Below are 15,879 nucleotides of genomic sequence, written 5' to 3'. Positions count from 1 at the left end.
ATTCACATCACCAACTCTTTTGCTTTTTCTAAAGCTGCATTTAAGCCTTCGACTTGATCGCCACCGCCTTGAGCTAAATCGGGTCGACCGCCGCCTTTACCACCTACAAAAGGGATAATGGTTTGAATTAATTTTCCCGCATGAAAGTGATCCACTAGCGTTGGTGGCACCCAAACTATGATGTTGGCGCGTCCTTTTTGTTGCGCTCCTAAAACTACGACTTGTTTCATTTTGTCTTTCAAGCCATCGATAATGAATGGTAATAATTTGATTTCTCGTTCGCCGAGATTTTTTATGTAGGGCTTGTCTTTGTTCTCTATTAAAATTTCTTGAGCAATGGCAAAGGCTTCCTCTTTAAAACGGACGAGTTCTAACTTTTGTTGTTCTTTGACCCATTCGCGTGTTTCAGCCTCCAATTTTAGCAATATTTCTTCTCGTTTCTCGAATTGTTCCCAGACTTCTTCAGGAGAAAGAGAGGTGGTGGGTGTGAGATTTAATTCGGGCAATGTTTCTGAGAAAACCCGTTTGTGTTGCAATGTGTTAAAACGTTCATTTTGTTTTTTTTCGGCTTCTGTTAAATAATTAAAAATGGCATCCCCTGCGACTGCCTCAATGCGTCGCACTCCTGCTGAGATGGCGTTTTCGGAAATAATTTTAAAAAAGCCGATCTCTTTTGTATTGCGCACATGTGTTCCACCGCAAAGCTCTTTTGAGTAGCCGCCGATGTCTACGATTCTTACAATCTCACCATATTTTTCTCCGAAAAATTGTAAAATAGTGGGATCATTTTTCACCAAATCATAACTTTCTTCATACCATTTCACTTCGTCACCTTGCTTGATGCGATCGTTGATTTGTGATTCGATCTCTTTGATTTTTTTATCTTCCACTGCTTGATGGTAAGAAAAATCAAATCGCAAATGATCTGGTCCTACGTAAGAACCTTTTTGTTTCAGTGAAGATCCAAGCGTTTTTCGTAATGCCCAATTCAAAAGATGTGTGCCGCTGTGATGGCCTTGAATGAGTTGGCGCCTTTTTGAGTCTACTGTTAATTTTATTTTGTCTCCGATTTGGCAGGGAATTGGCTTTTTTAATTCGTGCCAAAATGTGCCTTGAGCTGATTGGAAAGTGTTAGAGATTTCAAATTTCAAATTTGAAGCTTCGCCCAATCCCTGGTCTCCTACTTGTCCACCCATTTCTGCATAAAAAGGTGTTTGCTCCACTGCGATAAGATTATCTTTAATGGCGACAATGTGACTTTCTTCTTTTAAACGATCATAACCGACAAAGAGTGTGGCATCTTGGTCTAAGACTTCAGTGACTTCAATGGTTGTTTTCTTTTGTGCAGCTTGGGATCGTTTACGTTGTATTTCCATGTACGATTCGAAAGCTATTTTATCCACAGAAACGCCGGTTTCTTGAGCTAAAAGTTCCGTTAAATCGAATGGGAAACCGTAAGTGTCATAAAGTTCGAATGCCACTTCGCCTGGAAAAATTTTTTGATTATGAAGTTGATTGAGAGCCTCGTGAAACAAAGTCATGCCACGCTCCAAAGTTCGGTGAAAACTTTCTTCTTCTCCGCGTAAAATAGTTTTGATTTGATTTTGATTATGATGGAGCTCAGGAAATACCGATCCCATTTGTTCGATGAGGACGGGCACAAGTTGAGCGAGAAAAGGCTTTTTAATATCTAAATTTCTTCCGTAAAGCACCGCACGACGCAAAATTCGGCGTAATACATAGCCTCGTCCTTCGTTGGAGGGTAAAATGCCGTCTGCAATGGAGAAACTCAGCGTTCGCATATGATCACCGATTACGCGAAAAGCGACATCGACTTTTTCTTGTGCTGTTGCCCCTGGCCCACGAGAAGCGGGTAAGGAGCCCGTATATTTTTTGTCACACAATTTTTCCAAAGATAAAAAAATGGGCCGAAAAATATCGGTATCATAATTTGATGCTAAGCGATCAAAATATTGGAAATTTTGCGTTCCCTGCACCAAGCTTACAGCGCGTTCAAAGCCCATGCCCGTGTCCACGTGACGTGCGGGGAGAGGATGCAATTGTCCATCGGCGGTTGCATTGTATTGAATAAAAACTAGATTCCAAAATTCGATGCATCGCGCGTCGCCTTGATTAACGAGTTTGCCTTGGGAGTCTCCTTGGGGCGTTAAATCGAAATGGATTTCGGAACAAGGACCGCAAGGGCCCGTGTCGCCCATCATCCAAAAATTGTCTTTTTTGCCTCCGCTTACGATATGAATTTTGGGATCCAGTTTGGCTGCGCGAAAAATGTGCTCCCAGATTTCGTATGCTTCTTGATCAAATTCGGATGGATCGCCTTTACCAGGTTGATAAACGGTGGCGTAAAGTCGTTCGGGAGGGAAATTCCAATGTTTCACAATGAGTTCCCAAGACCATTCAATCGCTTCCTTTTTGAAATAATCGCCAAAACTCCAGTTGCCCAGCATTTCAAAAAAAGTGTGATGATAAGTGTCCCATCCCACGTCTTCCAAATCATTGTGTTTGCCGCCGGCACGAATGCATTTTTGTGTGTCGGCGACGCGTGCGGGACGATAAGGGCAGTTTTTTTGTCCTAGGAAAAATGGAACGAATTGATTCATGCCGGCATTGGTAAAAAGCAAATTGGGCGAGTCCGGCATGAGACTCGAAGAAGGCACGATAGTGTGTTGTTTCGATCGAAAAAAATCGAGAAAACTTTGACGAATTTGGGCCGAAGTCATCATAAAAAATAAAAGTGTCTTACTCTAACAAGCTTTTCTTGACTCGCAATCGTTGATTTTGAGTATTAAAATATTCTTATGCGGTTGTTTTTGTTTATTTGTTTCAGTGTTACCCTTTCATCGTGGGGCGCTTATCAAGAGCCAAATCTTAATCGAGAAATTTTCGATCTCTCAAAAATAAGTTTAAATGAAAAAGAAAAAGATCAAACAGCTGCCACATTAACCCAGGCCGCAATTTCTAGACCGGATCCTGTAGGAAAGGACGCAGTGTTTTGTAGTAAAATTTTTGCGATTGCTTTGCGGTTAGCCCCTAACTATGAGGCGGCTGTAGTTGCAAATTATCAATTAACGCGCGGTTTGAAACCTAAATCGCCTGAAAAATTGCTGAATGGTTCAGAGTTAGCAACCGCACTTTATGTTACCAGTCAGCAGTTGCGTAAAAGTGGTACAGAAAATGATGATAAGTTGGCCAATTATCTCCTGGATCTGGTGGTGGAAATGGATCCTCGCAATGAGTCAGCTATTGTAGAGCGAGAAAAACTCAAGCGAAGCGTTTCTTGGATTGACTGGTCAGAAGTGGTGGATGAAGCGAGCGTGACTTCGTTATTGGAAGCGCCGGAAGTTGTGCAGGGGGATCAAAAAGGTGCAGCATCCTTTGTTCGGTCGCAAAGCACTATTAATGGATTGGTAGTACGACAGCAACCGGATGGTCAATTTCAAGGAGGCACCTTGGAAATCATAGCTACGGTGGAAAAAGGTGATCCGAAATTTACTTCTTATTGTTTATTTAATCGGGCAGTGGGCCGAGATATGACAATTTCTTTGGATGAAGCCATGCGGGCGGTAAAGGTGTTGCATCCGGTTTGGGAATCGGGGCGGGTAATCAAGATAAGTTTTGACGATAAATATAGTGATAAAGATGGGGGCTCTGCCGGCACCGCTTTTACATTGGTGCTACTTTCTTTATTGGAAGATATTAAAATCGATTCCTTGTTTGCGATTACAGGCGATATCACGGTGGATCACAACGTGCGCAAAATAGGAAAAGCGCCTGAAAAAATCCGTGGCGCAACTTTGGCAGGTTGTCAGCTTGTCGCTATTCCAACTGCGAATGAGGAAGATATTGATGATATGGGTTTGCTTTACCCTTTAAAAAGTTTGAGTGAAATTCAAATTTTTTCTGTAGCAACTTTGGAGGATGCGTTGGCTTTAGCGCGCGTGGACAAACCAGAAAAAGTAAATCAAGCCATTGAACTTTTTAGTTCGGTGCAAAAAGTTGCTATGGGAACAAGCGAGGCTTATTTAAAAGTGCCGCGTATTCAAGCGATATTGCGTCAAGTGCTGGAGCTTGCCCCGAATCATCTTTCCGCTCGTTACCTTTTACGGCGAGCTGAGGGAAAAACGCCAAATACACTTTCTTTTTTAGCTTCTTTGGATGAAATTTTCGTGGCTTTGAATCCTTTTTGGCAATCATTATATTATGATGCTTCTACTCAGGCGCAGTATGGTTCGCGCCAAACGCTTTATTCGATTCCAGAGGAAACTGTAGAAAATTCGTTGTCTCGACTGAAACGTGTTCAATTAAAACTGCATCCTCGCACTTCTGAATTGAAGGATAATTTGATGGATTATTTGGTGATGTGGCAACGTTTGCAAAAAGGAGGAACAGTGTCTGCAGGCTCTTTATTGGAATTAAGTAAAAAAGCTAAAACGGTGCTGGGTATTTGGGAAAAGTTGAAAACCGATCGCGAAACGTTAGAAACTTATTCTCGCAAATAAGATTTTTAAAATTTAATGTCCGGGATCAAATCCAGCAGCCCTTTTATTGCTTCCCCAGCTCCGTCGAAGGAAATAATTTGGACTTTTGGATTTTCTGTTGTTCCGGTAACTTTAAAGGGAATGGTGATCGTGCCTTCTTTGCTTTTAATTTTGACTTTGTTCAATAGTTGACCAAGTCCTCCAATTAAACCGGAATTCAGTGTGATTGAGCCACTGAAATTTAAATTTCCTTCAAAATCGATGATGCCTTGGCCTTCCATGAAAGTTGTGTTGCTTTTAGGTCGAGTTTCTACCCTTTCGATAATGACTTGTTGATTTTTGATATAAAAATTTCCGATCACTTCATCAAAAGTAATATCGGCTAAGCCCGGAACACCGATTACACTTCCTATTTCACGAAAAAATTTTAGACCTTCTGCTTCAAAAGATTTTACAAGAAAATCGCCTTTTCCTGTGATGTTTTTGGCGTCTTCGAAAGCGCCTTGCCCTTCAAAATTAAGATTGCCTTTGCCGGCGATTGGACTTTTTTTGTCGCTGCGTGTTTCTATAAAATTTTTCAAATCAAAGTCTGTGACATTGATTTTGCTGCGGAACGGTTTTTGTTCTTTATTAAAACGCGCGCGAAAACGGCCAGAAATTTTTCCTTGATAAAGATCGCTTTGAAAATTGGGTAAAAGCAAAACTTCGTTGGTATAGGTAATAGGTGATTTAAAATGAGTTAACTCGATGTTGGGATCGATTACAATGGTTTGAATTTTTAGCGAGCCTTGACTTTGCAATTCGTTGGGAGCAGTAAGAAAATCTCCACTCGCTTGAATGCCTTCACAGCGCACTTTGGCTTTTTGTTTGCTATCCAAAAATTGAAACATGCCATCGGCGACTTCTACTTCATCGATGCCAAAACGATTTTGTTTAGGGGCTTGAGTGGGCAAGGAAGGTTCTTCAGTTTCTGGAAGTGCTGGTGTTTGATTTTCTTGTTCGTTTGTCGATTTTTTTTCTTCGGCTTTTTTAGGATTTTTCGGGAGTTCTATTTTATTGCCTTTTCCAGTTGAAAATTCTTGGAGCGTTATGCGAGGGGCGTCCAAAATAATGGCGTCTAAAACCACTTTTCCTGTTAGCAAACGCAAAAAAGAAAAGGAAAGTCCTAGGTTTTTAGCTTGAGCAAAGGGAGTCTGACTTTTGCCATCGGCGTAGGGCAGGGTAAGATTTTTAACTCGGATGCCGTCCCAACGGATTTTTAATGCGTCAAATTTTACCGGCATTTTGACCACTTTTGACACCATTTTTTCCACGCGCGTTTTGAAAGCGGGTTGGTTGATATAATAATTTGCCGATCCCACGGCAATGATAAGGAGTAAAAGTAAAATTCCAACAATCCAAGCGATGCGAGCAATAGTTCGATTCATATTCTTTATCTTAGACGCAATCAAGTTTCATTCAAATCAACGAATGATCACAGGTGTGCCTACTGAGACGAGTCGACTTAACTTTACGGAATCCCAGTTGGCTAAACGAATGCATCCATGACTTGCTGCGCGGCCAATGGTTTCAGGATTGTTGGTGCCATGCAGTCCGATGCCTCGACGATTCAAACCCATCCACATGACGCCTACAGGACTATTCGGGCCAGGTGGTAACTGATGAAAGTTGGTGCTTTGAATGCCCTCGTTTAACATTTTTTCGTCATGTCGAAAATAAGGCATCGAAGCCATTACGACAATTTTCCAATTTCCGCGCGGCGCGGGAATGGAGCTGGAGCCGGGAGTAATGGGGAAAGCCGCGATGAGTCGCTTTCCTTCAAAAACTTCTAACATGCGCGCATGCAGATTAACTTCCACATGGCGATTGGATAATGCGGGATTAGCTGGAATTAGGTAACCGTTTTGTCGCAAGGTTTCGATTTGAAAAGGCGCTACATTTGGCACCCGAACCGTGTCACCCACGCGAAGTTGATTTAGATTTTTCCCGGGATTAATGGCTCGGATAAAAGCGCGATCGCTATGATAACGTTCCGCCACGAATTCCAGTAAAGAGGTGTAAGGCAATCCGCGCTGTTTGGCTTGATCTTCCACTTTTTCAGACAAAGAGCCGACTCGAGCAGCATCAGTGGGAGTAATTCGGTAAAAAGTGTAAATCGGATTGATTTGGCGAAGCGGCAACTGACGTTCGATTTGGTCAGGAGAATTAGCTTTTAACCCGCGCGAACGAGCAAAACGCTCCAATGCTTTTTCGGTAAATTCGCCGCGTTGTCCATCCAGTTTACCCGGTCCGAACCCACTTCGATCCAAGAAAATATGTAGTCGTGTTACTTCATCCGCAGGCATCATGCGTTCATAAGGCAAATTCAATTGTTGCCGAGGCGCTGCACAGCCTGATAAAAAAACCATCAAAAAAGCTAATTTCAAATCTTTTAATTTCATAATTTTTTGTGAGATTACCTATTTTTATTAAAAAGCGCTAGTTCTATCATTGCAGTAAAAATTCTATCGAAGATAATATCATATATGTTTTCATTATTGAGTAGTTTGCAGAATGCGTCGTTTTTATCTTCAGATGAGGAAGATTTTCGATTCAAAATGTTACATTTACTTCAAAATGAGCCACGATGCTTTTATCGCGATTGTTTTCCGGCTCATTTTACTGGTAGTGCGCTAATTATCGATCCTGAAAACCGATCCATTTTACTCAACCATCATCGCATCTTAAATAAATGGCTGCAATTTGGTGGTCACTGCGATGGCAATGAGAACATTTTGGAGGTGGCTTATCGTGAGGCGCTAGAGGAATCAGGGATGACTTCTTTAAAAGTTTTCTCTCAAACTTTTATCGATCTCGATATTCATGAAATTCCTGTGAATGCTAAGCGCCAGGAGCCGGCTCATTTTCATTATGATGTTCGATTTGTTTTTGCGGCTTCGCAACGTGACGATTTGCAAGTCAGCGATGAAAGCCATGAATTAAAATGGTTTTCTTTTGAAGAAACGAGATATCTTAATTTAGATAGAAACTTGCTTCGGTTGATTAATAAGGCGATGAGTTTTAAGTGAGATGAAGTTTCAACCGCCTCCAAATTTCCGGAAGTTCACTTGGGTAAACACGTGTGGCGCCGACTACAGTCATGAAATTGTGATCGCCTAACCAGCGTGGCACGATATGAAGATGCAAATGATTTTCGATGCCTGCGCCTGCTGCGGCGCCTAAGTTAACTCCCAGATTTATGCCATCAGGTTTGAATTCTTGTTGGATAACTTTGATTAGACGCTGACTTAATGTCATAAGCTCTAGCATTTCGGTTTCAGACAAATCGGTCCAATCGCCGATAATACGATAAGGCACAATCATTGTGTGGGCAGTGCTGTAAGGAAATTTATTCAGTAGCGCTAAGCAACTTTTTGCTCTCACTAGGACCAGATTTTTTTCGTCTTCGTTGGATTGGATGATTTCCTGAAAAATCCAACGCCGATCTTCTCCTTTTTGTGTGAGATATTCCATTCGCCAAGGCGCGTGTAGCCATTCCATAGATTCAGAGTTAAGCGCACTTAACTTTAATTTCAAATTTGAAATTTCAAATTTGAAATGATTTATCTAGTCTAATTGTGACATGGTAAACCAATCCGCTTATTTTATTACCGGTTCCGACGAGCTTCAGGTTAAGCAGCGCGCTAAAAAGCTTTGCGAACAGCTTTCACCTCAAAATGAGTGGGCTTTAGAAATTTTGGATGGTTGGGTGGACAGCGCGGATGCCACGCTGACAATTTTAGGAAAAACGTTGGAAGCGTTACAAACTTCGAGTTTATTGGGCGATAAAAAATTAGTTTGGCTAAAGAACGCAACTTTTCTGAGTGATCTGCCTTTTAATCGATCCGAAGCAGTGCAGGAAGCGGTGGAGACGCTGATTGAGCTTTTGGAAAAAGGAGAGAAGGGGATTTTGCCGGGAGCCCTTTTTTTACTATCGGCTCCAAAACCTGACAAGCGTCGCACTGCTTTCAAACAGTTAGAGAAACTTTGTCGAACTGAAGTGTTCGATCTTCCAACGACAGGGCAAAAAAGGAATTGGGAAAATCAAGCGGCTCATTTTGTGGAGACGCTTTTTAAGAATTGGAGTAAACGCATTGACCCTCGAGCGATTGATGCGATGGTGCAACTTTGTGGTTTGGATCATCGATTGTTGCAACAGGAAGCGGAAAAGGTTTATTTATACTCCGCACAAGAATCTCAGATTACATTGGATGATGTGGAACAAATGATTTCGCCCTCGAGCGAAGAGAGTCTGTGGGCGTGGTGCGATGCAGTGGTGGAAAATCGATTTGATCGCGCCATTGTTTTATTGAGGCAACTTCAATTTCAGGAAGAAAATCCCATGGGACTTTTGGTAAATCTAGCTCATCACATTCGATTGGTTGTGCAATGTCGTATTTTATTGGATAAAAAATGGTTAATGCCGAGTTCTGGTTACACAGTGAAGTGGAGGCCTGAAGCAGAAACGATTTTCACGCGCAATGCAGAGGGAAAATTGCCTACGCCTTTTCGAATTGCTCGGGTAGCCAATCAGGCGGGTAAACAGCCGCTTTCGCATTGGTTGCATAATTTGGAAACTATTTTTTATGCTTATTTTCATTTTTTTGAAGGCGGTACAGAACCTTATCAAAAATTAGAATTGCTCCTGCTCCAACTCGATTTAACCTCAGTTCCTAATGAACTCGCCTGAGCCTTTTCTCACGCTGCAATATCAAAATCAGCAAGCGCGCATTGCTCCTGCTTGTGGCGGAATGTTATTTTCTTACACGGTGGAAAATCGGCCTGTTATTCATTTTCCCGAAAATGCTTGGTCGCTTTACCCCAAACAAATTTATTTTGGCAGTCCGATTCTTTTTCCCATTGCGGGAAAGGTGAGCCATAACGATCAACTGCATATTTATCACCATCAAAATAAATCGTTCACCCTGCCGCAACACGGTTTTGCTCGTTATCTGCCTTGGAAATTGGTTCATCACACTTCGGATTCGGCAACACTTTTTCTTGCTAGTAATTCGTTAACTCAACTTCTTTTTCCGTGGGATTTTGAATTTCAACTGACTTATACTTTGAGCGAGGCAGGATTAAAAACTGAAGCGCAGATTAAAAATTTATCTTCGGAACCCATGCCGATTCATTTGGGTTTTCATCCTTATTTTCAGCTAGACGCACCGCAATCGGCTTATCTTTTGCGCGTTCCGGAGGCGGAAGCACTTTATTTGGTGAGTGGACCCGCTGCGGATCCGATCAAGCCCGAAGCAAAAGAAATTCTTTTGAATTCTTCTTTGGCGCAGACGCGTTTTTATGAGGGAATTACTCAGTTTCATTTTGAACTGGTCAATCGCGATTCGGGTGCAACCACAGTCATTGAAGCCGATGGCAATACTTTGCCCTGTTGCGCGCTTTGGACAGCGAAATTGGATTCTCCTTATCTTTGTGTGGAACCTTGGAGTGCGCCGCCGAATGCATTGAATTCGGGAAAAAAGATGACTTATTTGGAGGCACACCAAACCTGGTCGACTTATTATTTAGTCAAAAAGCTTTAAGCCACAGAGAACACAGAGAAATAAAAAGCTTTTTATTTCTTATGTTTCACTTCTATTTTATCGCCAACTTCGACTCCATTCCGTTCAAACCAGCCTTGATTTACTTCCAGAGCAAACCAAATATCGCTGCTTAAACTTTGAATTGGCGTGGCATCCAAAGGCTGCATATCATGAATTTCGAGAATTTCGCCTTCGCGATTGATGAAAGCAATGGAGAGTGGCACATAAGTGTTTTGCATCCAAAACGAAGCGCGCCGCGCTTGAGGAAATGCAAAAAGCATGCCTTGATTTTTAGGTAGCGTTTTTCGATACATGAGCCCTTTGGCCCATTCTTGTGGTGAATCGGCGAGCTCGATTTTTAACTCTTTTTGATCAATCTTTAAAATTTGCAGTTCTTCTTGGTGAGATGAACAACCTGTGATGGTCCAAAAAATAAAGATACTTACAAATAACCAGCGGCTCATGATTGACGTGATCTTAACAAAAGTTTAATCTTCTGCAATGTCAACTCAACCTGCTAAATCTTCCAAATCTTCTGGGCCGCTGGGACGTGGCTTGGACGCGCTCTTGAATGCCAATTCCAATCCGGTTCGCGCGTTGCCTTCGCAAGACACGGTTCAAAAAATTTCTCATCATTTATTGCAACCTTGTCCTTTTCAACCGCGCAAAAATTTTTCTACAGAAAGTCTGGAAGAGCTGGCTGCTAGCATTCGCACCCAAGGCATTTTACAACCTTTATTGGTTCGTAGGAAGGGCGATCATTACGAAATTATTGCTGGGGAACGTCGCTGGCGCGCAGCGCAGTTGGCTCAACTGCAGGAAATTCCCGTGATTGTGCGTTCACCGAATGATGAAGAATTGTTGGAAATTGCGCTTATCGAAAATTTGCAACGACAAGATCTCAATGCGATTGAGGAAGCAGAAGGTTATGCTCAGTTGCAAACTCAATATGATCTCACTCAAGACCAAATCGCGCAAAAAGTGGGGAAAGCGCGCGCGAGTGTGGCGAATGCGTTGCGACTTTTGGAATTGGAAGCAGGCGTCAAAAATTTCGTGGCACAAGATCTTTTATCTCCAGGGCATGCTAAAGTTTTGTTGGGAGTGAAAGAAGCTTCTTTGCAGCGACAGATTGCAGATCGCATCATAAAAGAAAATCTTTCGGTGCGACAGGTGGAGATTTTGATCCAAGGGGTGGCAAAAACGAAACGCTCGCGAGTGCGTTCCAGCGCTTCTTCAGCTTTTTCGCAGCCCGCTTATCTTCGCGATTTGGAAGCGCGACTTCGTCAGCATCTGACAACGAATGTGCGTATTGTTCAACATCCCGACAAAAAGGGCAAAGGCCGGCTTGAGATGGATTATTATAATGCAGATGATTTGACGAGGCTGTTGGAATTAATCGGTCTCAAAAATAGTTGAAGCACAAATTTCATGCCTAATCGCATTCAGCTTCTCGATGAATTAGTGGCGAATCAGATTGCTGCGGGGGAAGTGATTGAGCGGCCTGCGTCGGTTTTAAAAGAGTTGATTGAAAATAGTATTGATGCGGGCGCAAAAAAAATTGATATCGAAGTGGAAGTTGGTGGGCGTCAACTTGTTCGTGTGACGGATGATGGTCAAGGAATGGATCGTCATGATGCATTGCTTTGTCTGGAGCGGCACGCTACGAGCAAGGTGCGAACCACGCAAGATATTCAAGCGATTCATACTTTGGGTTTTCGAGGTGAGGCGATTCCGAGTATTGCTTCGATTTCGAGGTTTCGGTTGCGCACAGCAGAAACGGGCGCGGCTGGCGGCACAGAGGTTTTTATTGCTGGTGGAAAAATTGAGACGGTGAAGGAGGTTGGCGTGCCTGTTGGGACGCAGATCGAAGTAAAAAATCTTTTTTTTAATGTGCCCGGTCGCCGAAAGTTTTTGCGTTCGGTGGAAACGGAGGCGGGACATTTGGAGCAGTTGTTTCGAACTTATGCTTTGGCGCATCCTGGTGTGGGATGGACTTATCGAGTCGATAACAAAACGCTTTATCAATTGCCTGCGACTTCTTCGGGAGAGCGGCGTTTGGAGGATGTGTTGGGGGGCGAATGGGTGAAACAGTTAGTGCTGGTGAAGGCGCAGGAGCATGGTTTGTGTTTAGAGGGTTGGATTGGGCGAGCGGGTGTGAGTCGCAGTGCGAAAACGGATGAGTATTGGTTTGTGAATGCGCGTCCTGTGGAGAGTCGCACGTTGTATTATGCGATTCGCGAGGGCTATCAAAATGCTTTGATGAAAGGGCGACACCCTATTGCGGTTCTTTTTTTGAAAGTTCCTGCGGAAACGGTCGATGTGAATGTGCATCCTGCTAAACGTGAGATTCGGTTTCGCGAAGATTTTCAGATTCGCCAATTTTTAGTGGCTGCTATTCGAAACGCGCTTCAAGCCCCTCAACCTGCGCCTTTAACGGTTTCTTTGAGTAATGGAGTGCCTGCCCCATTGGCTCCTGTTGTTGATAAGGGTTATGCTTTTTCCCAAGCAGTTGAACAGTCTTTTAATAATAATCATATTGTTGTGCCAAGTCCTTTGCCTCAACCCGAGGTGATGCCTTTGGATCTGCCTTTACCTTTGTCGCGGGTTCAACCTCAGACGCAAAGTAAGGGTTACGAAAATTATGGGCCTTTGAGATTGCGGCTTTTGGGTATTGTTCAGAGGCTTTATATTATTGCTGAATCGGAGCAAGGGTTGGTGATTATTGATCAACATGCGGCTCACGAGCGGGTTCTATTCGAACGAGTGCTGAAACAGAAAATCGCCGGTGTGGCGGTAAGCCAGCGGTTGTTAGTTCCTATTTCATTAGAACTTTCACCTTCGCAAACTGCTTTTTTGAAATCGATCCGAGATTTTTTGGAAAAAGCAGGGTTAGTGATTCAGGAGTTTGGTAAAAATAGTTTTATTATTGAAGCTGTGCCTCCTTTTTTTCCTCACGAAAAAATTGCCTCTTTGACTCAGGATATTTTGGATGAGCTGCAAATCCAAGGCAATGAAACGAAGGCAAAACGTCATTTCAGTGAAGAAGTCATCGTTCGCGCGGTTTGTCGAAAAGCGATTAAAGCCAATGACAAAATTCGCAATGAGGAAGTGGATCGGTTGATTGAAGATTTGTTGGCTTGCGATTTACCTTATACTTGTCCTCACGGTCGGCCGACGCTTATTTTGTTGAATCATAACGAATTAGAGAAAAAATTTGGGCGAATTAATTGATTTGACTTGCAAAGTTTTTTTTACTTTCTAAAAAAATCAACTTCAAAATTAATAAGAAAAAAAGGAGAATTAGTTTTTATGAAAAAAATTACACAATTTCTTTGTGTTGCAAGCCTGGTAGGTTTTGCTCACTTAGGACAATCACAAATTTCAATTACAGGCAGTTTGCCGCAAAATTACACTCAAGATTTTGATAGCTTGGGAACGAACAATGTTACTTGGACGGATAATTCCACTATTCTTGGTTGGCTATATGTCATTTCGGCTAATTCAACCAATGCAGGAACAGTGCCTAGTCTTCTGGCCTCTGATGGGAACGCAATTTTTTCGCTTGGTTTTAACTTTGGTAGCTCAGCTGATCTTGATCGTGCCCTAGGTTCGCGAGCTTTAGCTGTTGCTAATACTAATGAATTATTTTATGGCGCACGCTTTATTAACAATACTGCAGGAACTATTACTAATGTTTCTATCTCCTATGTGGGAGAACAATGGAGAGATGCAGACGCCAATCCGCAAACTATTAGTTTTTTTTATCGTGTGGGAGGGTCTGATTTCCTAGGCGATCCTAGTAATATAGGATGGACCGCAACACCAGCGCTTGATTTTACTAGTCCTCAGAATGCAGCGGCAGGAGTTTTAGATGGTAATCTGCCTGCTAATCAAACACCTGTTAATGGTTCAGTCAATGTTAACGTTGCCCCGGGTCAGGAATTTTGGATTCGATGGGCAGACTTATTTAATACAGTAAATGCTGATCATTTCTTAGGCATCGACGATGTGAATATTACCTTCAATGGTATTAATCCGGCACCCGTATTGGGTGGAGTAAGCATTGAGTTGAAGAAACCGAAGGTGGGCAAGAAATTAAAATTCAAGAGCAGCAAAGGTTTCAAATTGAAAGCCTTTGTTTTTTCTGAAAGTAATGCAGTTACTAAAGCATCGTATGCGGCATTTGGAGGGACCAATAGTCCGACCAACTTGACCTTTATCAATGCGGGTAAATTTAAGATTTTGACTAAAGGCAAACTGTTTAAGAAAAAAGGAGTTAAAGCCATTATTCAGAGCACAAAAACAACAAAACCTGGTGTAGGGGTGACTGAATCGCCAGTGACGTTGTTAGTGAGAGTTTTTGGTGGTAGTAATGATGCTAGTGAAGTGACTTTCACTAATACATTTAGTGATGTTAAGATAAAGTAGTTAAAGATTTACTTCTAAAAATTTCAAGAGCCGATCCATGGATCGGCTCTTTTATTATTATAGTTGTTGCATTTTTTTGTTTAATTGTTTAACTCGATGGAGTAATAAAAAGAAATTAAAGGAGAAATTGAATTATGAAAAAAATCACACAATTTCTTTGTGTTGCAAGCTTGGTTGGCTTTGCGCACTTAGGACAATCACAAATTTCAATCACGGGCAGTTTGCCGCAAAATTACACTCAAGATTTTGATAGCTTGGGAACGAATACAGTTCCTTGGGCGAATGAATCTACTATTGCAGGATGGTCGTATGTTCGTAGTACGAACGGCCTTGATGCTGGAGTAGTCTCTCAATTGGTGGAATCCGATGGAACTTTTCCATTTCTTTTTACGCCTGCGGCTCTTAATTTGGGAACAACCGCCGATGCAGATAGGGCTTTGGGATCGCGACCTGGGTTTTTCATCTTGGATCAAATTACAAATGAATTTTTTTATGGTGCTAGGTTTGTTAATAACTCGTTAGGAACTATTACTAATGTTAATGTAAGTTACAATGGCGAACAGTGGCGAGATAATAATGCTACGCCTCATGTCATTAATTTTTTCTATCGTCTTGGAGGAAGTGATTTTTTGGGTGATACGAATAATATAGGATGGACGGCTTTCCCCGCGCTTGATTTTACCAGCCCTAATAATGCAGGGATGAATGTTACTGTAGATGGTAATGCTCCCGGTAATCGTACGGCGCTTAATGCTAATATTTCATTAAATATTGCTCCCGGTGAAACATTTTGGATTCGTTGGGCGGACCTTTTTGATGCTGGTGTAGGGGATCATTTGGCGATTGACGATGTGAATATTACCTTCAATGGTATTAATCCGGCACCCGTATTGGGTGGAGTAAGCATTGAGTTGAAGAAACCGAAGGTGGGCAAGAAATTAAAATTCAAGAGCAGCAAAGGTTTCAAATTGAAAGCCTTTGTTTTTTCTGAAAGTAATGCAGTTACTAAAGCATCGTATGCGGCATTTGGAGGGACCAATAGTCCGACCAACTTGACCTTTATCAATGCGGGTAAATTTAAGATTTTGACTAAAGGCAAACTGTTTAAGAAAAAAGGAGTTAAAGCCATTATTCAGAGCACAAAAACAACAAAACCTGGTGTAGGGGTGACTGAATCGCCAGTGACGTTGTTAGTGAGAGTTTTTGGTGGTAGTAATGATGCTAGTGAAGTGACTTTCACTAATACATTTAGTGATGTTAAGATAAAATAATTAGCATTTTTCAGATTATTGCAAAGCCGATCCAATTAGATTTGGATCGGCCTTTTTATTTGTTTTGAACTTTTTTGTTGAATATTTTTTAGTTTTGTT

General features: G+C 42.0%; 13 protein-coding genes. 8 read left to right on the top strand and 5 right to left on the bottom strand.

Annotation, left to right across the window (positions count from 1 at the left end; all coding sequences use genetic code 11):
* Positions 1 to 2: 2 nt before the first annotated feature.
* Complete coding sequence (gene alaS / locus K1X66_08365) at positions 3 to 2,741, bottom strand: alanine--tRNA ligase (GenBank protein ID MBX7158381.1); 2,739 nt, start codon at positions 2,739 to 2,741, stop codon at positions 3 to 5.
* A gap of 78 nt (positions 2,742 to 2,819) precedes the next feature.
* Here alaS and K1X66_08360 point away from each other — a divergent pair, with 78 nt between their 5' ends.
* Positions 2,820 to 4,520, top strand: a complete 1,701-nt coding sequence (locus K1X66_08360) for a hypothetical protein (GenBank protein ID MBX7158380.1) — start codon at positions 2,820 to 2,822, stop codon at positions 4,518 to 4,520.
* A gap of 5 nt (positions 4,521 to 4,525) precedes the next feature.
* Here K1X66_08360 and K1X66_08355 read toward each other — a convergent pair whose 3' ends face one another.
* Both K1X66_08355 and K1X66_08350 read right to left on the bottom strand, forming a co-directional pair.
* Positions 4,526 to 5,926 carry an AsmA family protein gene (locus tag K1X66_08355; protein ID MBX7158379.1) on the bottom strand — a complete coding sequence of 467 codons (1,401 nt, stop codon included), beginning with the start codon at positions 5,924 to 5,926 and terminating at the stop codon, positions 4,526 to 4,528.
* 36 nt (positions 5,927 to 5,962) lie between these two features.
* Entirely contained in the window at positions 5,963 to 6,940 is a 978-nt protein-coding gene (locus K1X66_08350) for a L,D-transpeptidase family protein (protein MBX7158378.1), read from the bottom strand.
* A gap of 84 nt (positions 6,941 to 7,024) precedes the next feature.
* Between K1X66_08350 and K1X66_08345 the strand changes: the two genes are divergently transcribed.
* Positions 7,025 to 7,567: an NUDIX hydrolase gene (locus K1X66_08345; protein ID MBX7158377.1), complete on the top strand. Its 543-nt coding sequence runs from the start codon at positions 7,025 to 7,027 to the stop codon at positions 7,565 to 7,567.
* Here K1X66_08345 and K1X66_08340 read toward each other — a convergent pair.
* Complete coding sequence (locus tag K1X66_08340) at positions 7,560 to 8,039, bottom strand: HIT domain-containing protein (GenBank protein ID MBX7158376.1); 480 nt, start codon at positions 8,037 to 8,039, stop codon at positions 7,560 to 7,562. The two genes, K1X66_08345 and K1X66_08340, sit on opposite strands and share 8 nt — an antisense overlap.
* Positions 8,040 to 8,121: 82 nt before the next feature.
* Here K1X66_08340 and holA point away from each other — a divergent pair, with 82 nt between their 5' ends.
* On the top strand, positions 8,122 to 9,228 hold the full coding sequence (gene holA, locus K1X66_08335) for a DNA polymerase III subunit delta (GenBank protein ID MBX7158375.1): 1,107 nt from the start codon (positions 8,122 to 8,124) through the stop codon (positions 9,226 to 9,228).
* Positions 9,215 to 10,081 (top strand): hypothetical protein, encoded by an 867-nt coding sequence (locus tag K1X66_08330; GenBank protein MBX7158374.1) that lies wholly within the window; start codon positions 9,215 to 9,217, stop codon positions 10,079 to 10,081. The genes holA and K1X66_08330 overlap by 14 nt, the downstream gene beginning before the upstream one ends.
* 32 nt (positions 10,082 to 10,113) lie before the next feature.
* Here K1X66_08330 and K1X66_08325 read toward each other — a convergent pair whose 3' ends face one another.
* A complete protein-coding gene (locus tag K1X66_08325) occupies positions 10,114 to 10,545 on the bottom strand; it encodes a DUF192 domain-containing protein (GenBank protein MBX7158373.1) in 432 nt (143 codons plus the stop codon).
* 37 nt (positions 10,546 to 10,582) lie between these two features.
* Between K1X66_08325 and K1X66_08320 the strand changes: the two genes are divergently transcribed.
* The 4 genes from K1X66_08320 (at position 10,583) to K1X66_08305 (ending at position 15,780) form a co-directional block, all read left to right on the top strand.
* Entirely contained in the window at positions 10,583 to 11,497 is a 915-nt protein-coding gene (locus K1X66_08320; protein ID MBX7158372.1) for a ParB/RepB/Spo0J family partition protein, read from the top strand.
* A 12-nt stretch (positions 11,498 to 11,509) separates the two neighbouring features.
* Positions 11,510 to 13,312, top strand: coding sequence for a DNA mismatch repair endonuclease MutL (gene mutL / locus K1X66_08315; GenBank protein ID MBX7158371.1), 1,803 nt, complete (start codon positions 11,510 to 11,512; stop codon positions 13,310 to 13,312).
* 78 nt (positions 13,313 to 13,390) lie between these two features.
* Positions 13,391 to 14,509 (top strand): hypothetical protein, encoded by a 1,119-nt coding sequence (locus K1X66_08310; GenBank protein ID MBX7158370.1) that lies wholly within the window; start codon positions 13,391 to 13,393, stop codon positions 14,507 to 14,509.
* Positions 14,510 to 14,643: 134 nt separating this feature from the next.
* Positions 14,644 to 15,780 (top strand): hypothetical protein, encoded by a 1,137-nt coding sequence (locus K1X66_08305; GenBank protein ID MBX7158369.1) that lies wholly within the window; start codon positions 14,644 to 14,646, stop codon positions 15,778 to 15,780.
* Positions 15,781 to 15,879 lie beyond the last annotated feature (99 nt).

Source organism: Verrucomicrobiia bacterium (assembly GCA_019694135.1).
GTDB lineage: Bacteria > Verrucomicrobiota > Verrucomicrobiia > JADLBR01 > JAIBCM01 > JAIBCM01.
This window is presented reverse-complemented; position numbering and strand designations above follow the sequence as displayed.

Excerpts from the sequence above, each read along its gene's own strand:
- holA (MBX7158375.1), top strand. The coding sequence starts at position 8,122 with ATGGTAAACCAATCCGCTTATTTTATTACCGGTTCCGACGAGCTTCAG.
- K1X66_08345 (MBX7158377.1), top strand. The coding sequence starts at position 7,025 with ATGTTTTCATTATTGAGTAGTTTGCAGAATGCGTCGTTTTTATCTTCA.
- K1X66_08360 (MBX7158380.1), top strand. The coding sequence starts at position 2,820 with ATGCGGTTGTTTTTGTTTATTTGTTTCAGTGTTACCCTTTCATCGTGG.
- K1X66_08310 (MBX7158370.1), top strand. The coding sequence starts at position 13,391 with ATGAAAAAAATTACACAATTTCTTTGTGTTGCAAGCCTGGTAGGTTTT.
- alaS (MBX7158381.1), bottom strand. The coding sequence starts at position 2,741 with ATGACTTCGGCCCAAATTCGTCAAAGTTTTCTCGATTTTTTTCGATCG.
- K1X66_08340 (MBX7158376.1), bottom strand. The coding sequence starts at position 8,039 with ATGGAATGGCTACACGCGCCTTGGCGAATGGAATATCTCACACAAAAA.
- mutL (MBX7158371.1), top strand. The coding sequence starts at position 11,510 with ATGCCTAATCGCATTCAGCTTCTCGATGAATTAGTGGCGAATCAGATT.
- K1X66_08325 (MBX7158373.1), bottom strand. The coding sequence starts at position 10,545 with ATGAGCCGCTGGTTATTTGTAAGTATCTTTATTTTTTGGACCATCACA.
- K1X66_08330 (MBX7158374.1), top strand. The coding sequence starts at position 9,215 with ATGAACTCGCCTGAGCCTTTTCTCACGCTGCAATATCAAAATCAGCAA.
- K1X66_08305 (MBX7158369.1), top strand. The coding sequence starts at position 14,644 with ATGAAAAAAATCACACAATTTCTTTGTGTTGCAAGCTTGGTTGGCTTT.
- K1X66_08320 (MBX7158372.1), top strand. The coding sequence starts at position 10,583 with ATGTCAACTCAACCTGCTAAATCTTCCAAATCTTCTGGGCCGCTGGGA.
- K1X66_08355 (MBX7158379.1), bottom strand. The coding sequence starts at position 5,926 with ATGAATCGAACTATTGCTCGCATCGCTTGGATTGTTGGAATTTTACTT.
- K1X66_08350 (MBX7158378.1), bottom strand. The coding sequence starts at position 6,940 with ATGAAATTAAAAGATTTGAAATTAGCTTTTTTGATGGTTTTTTTATCA.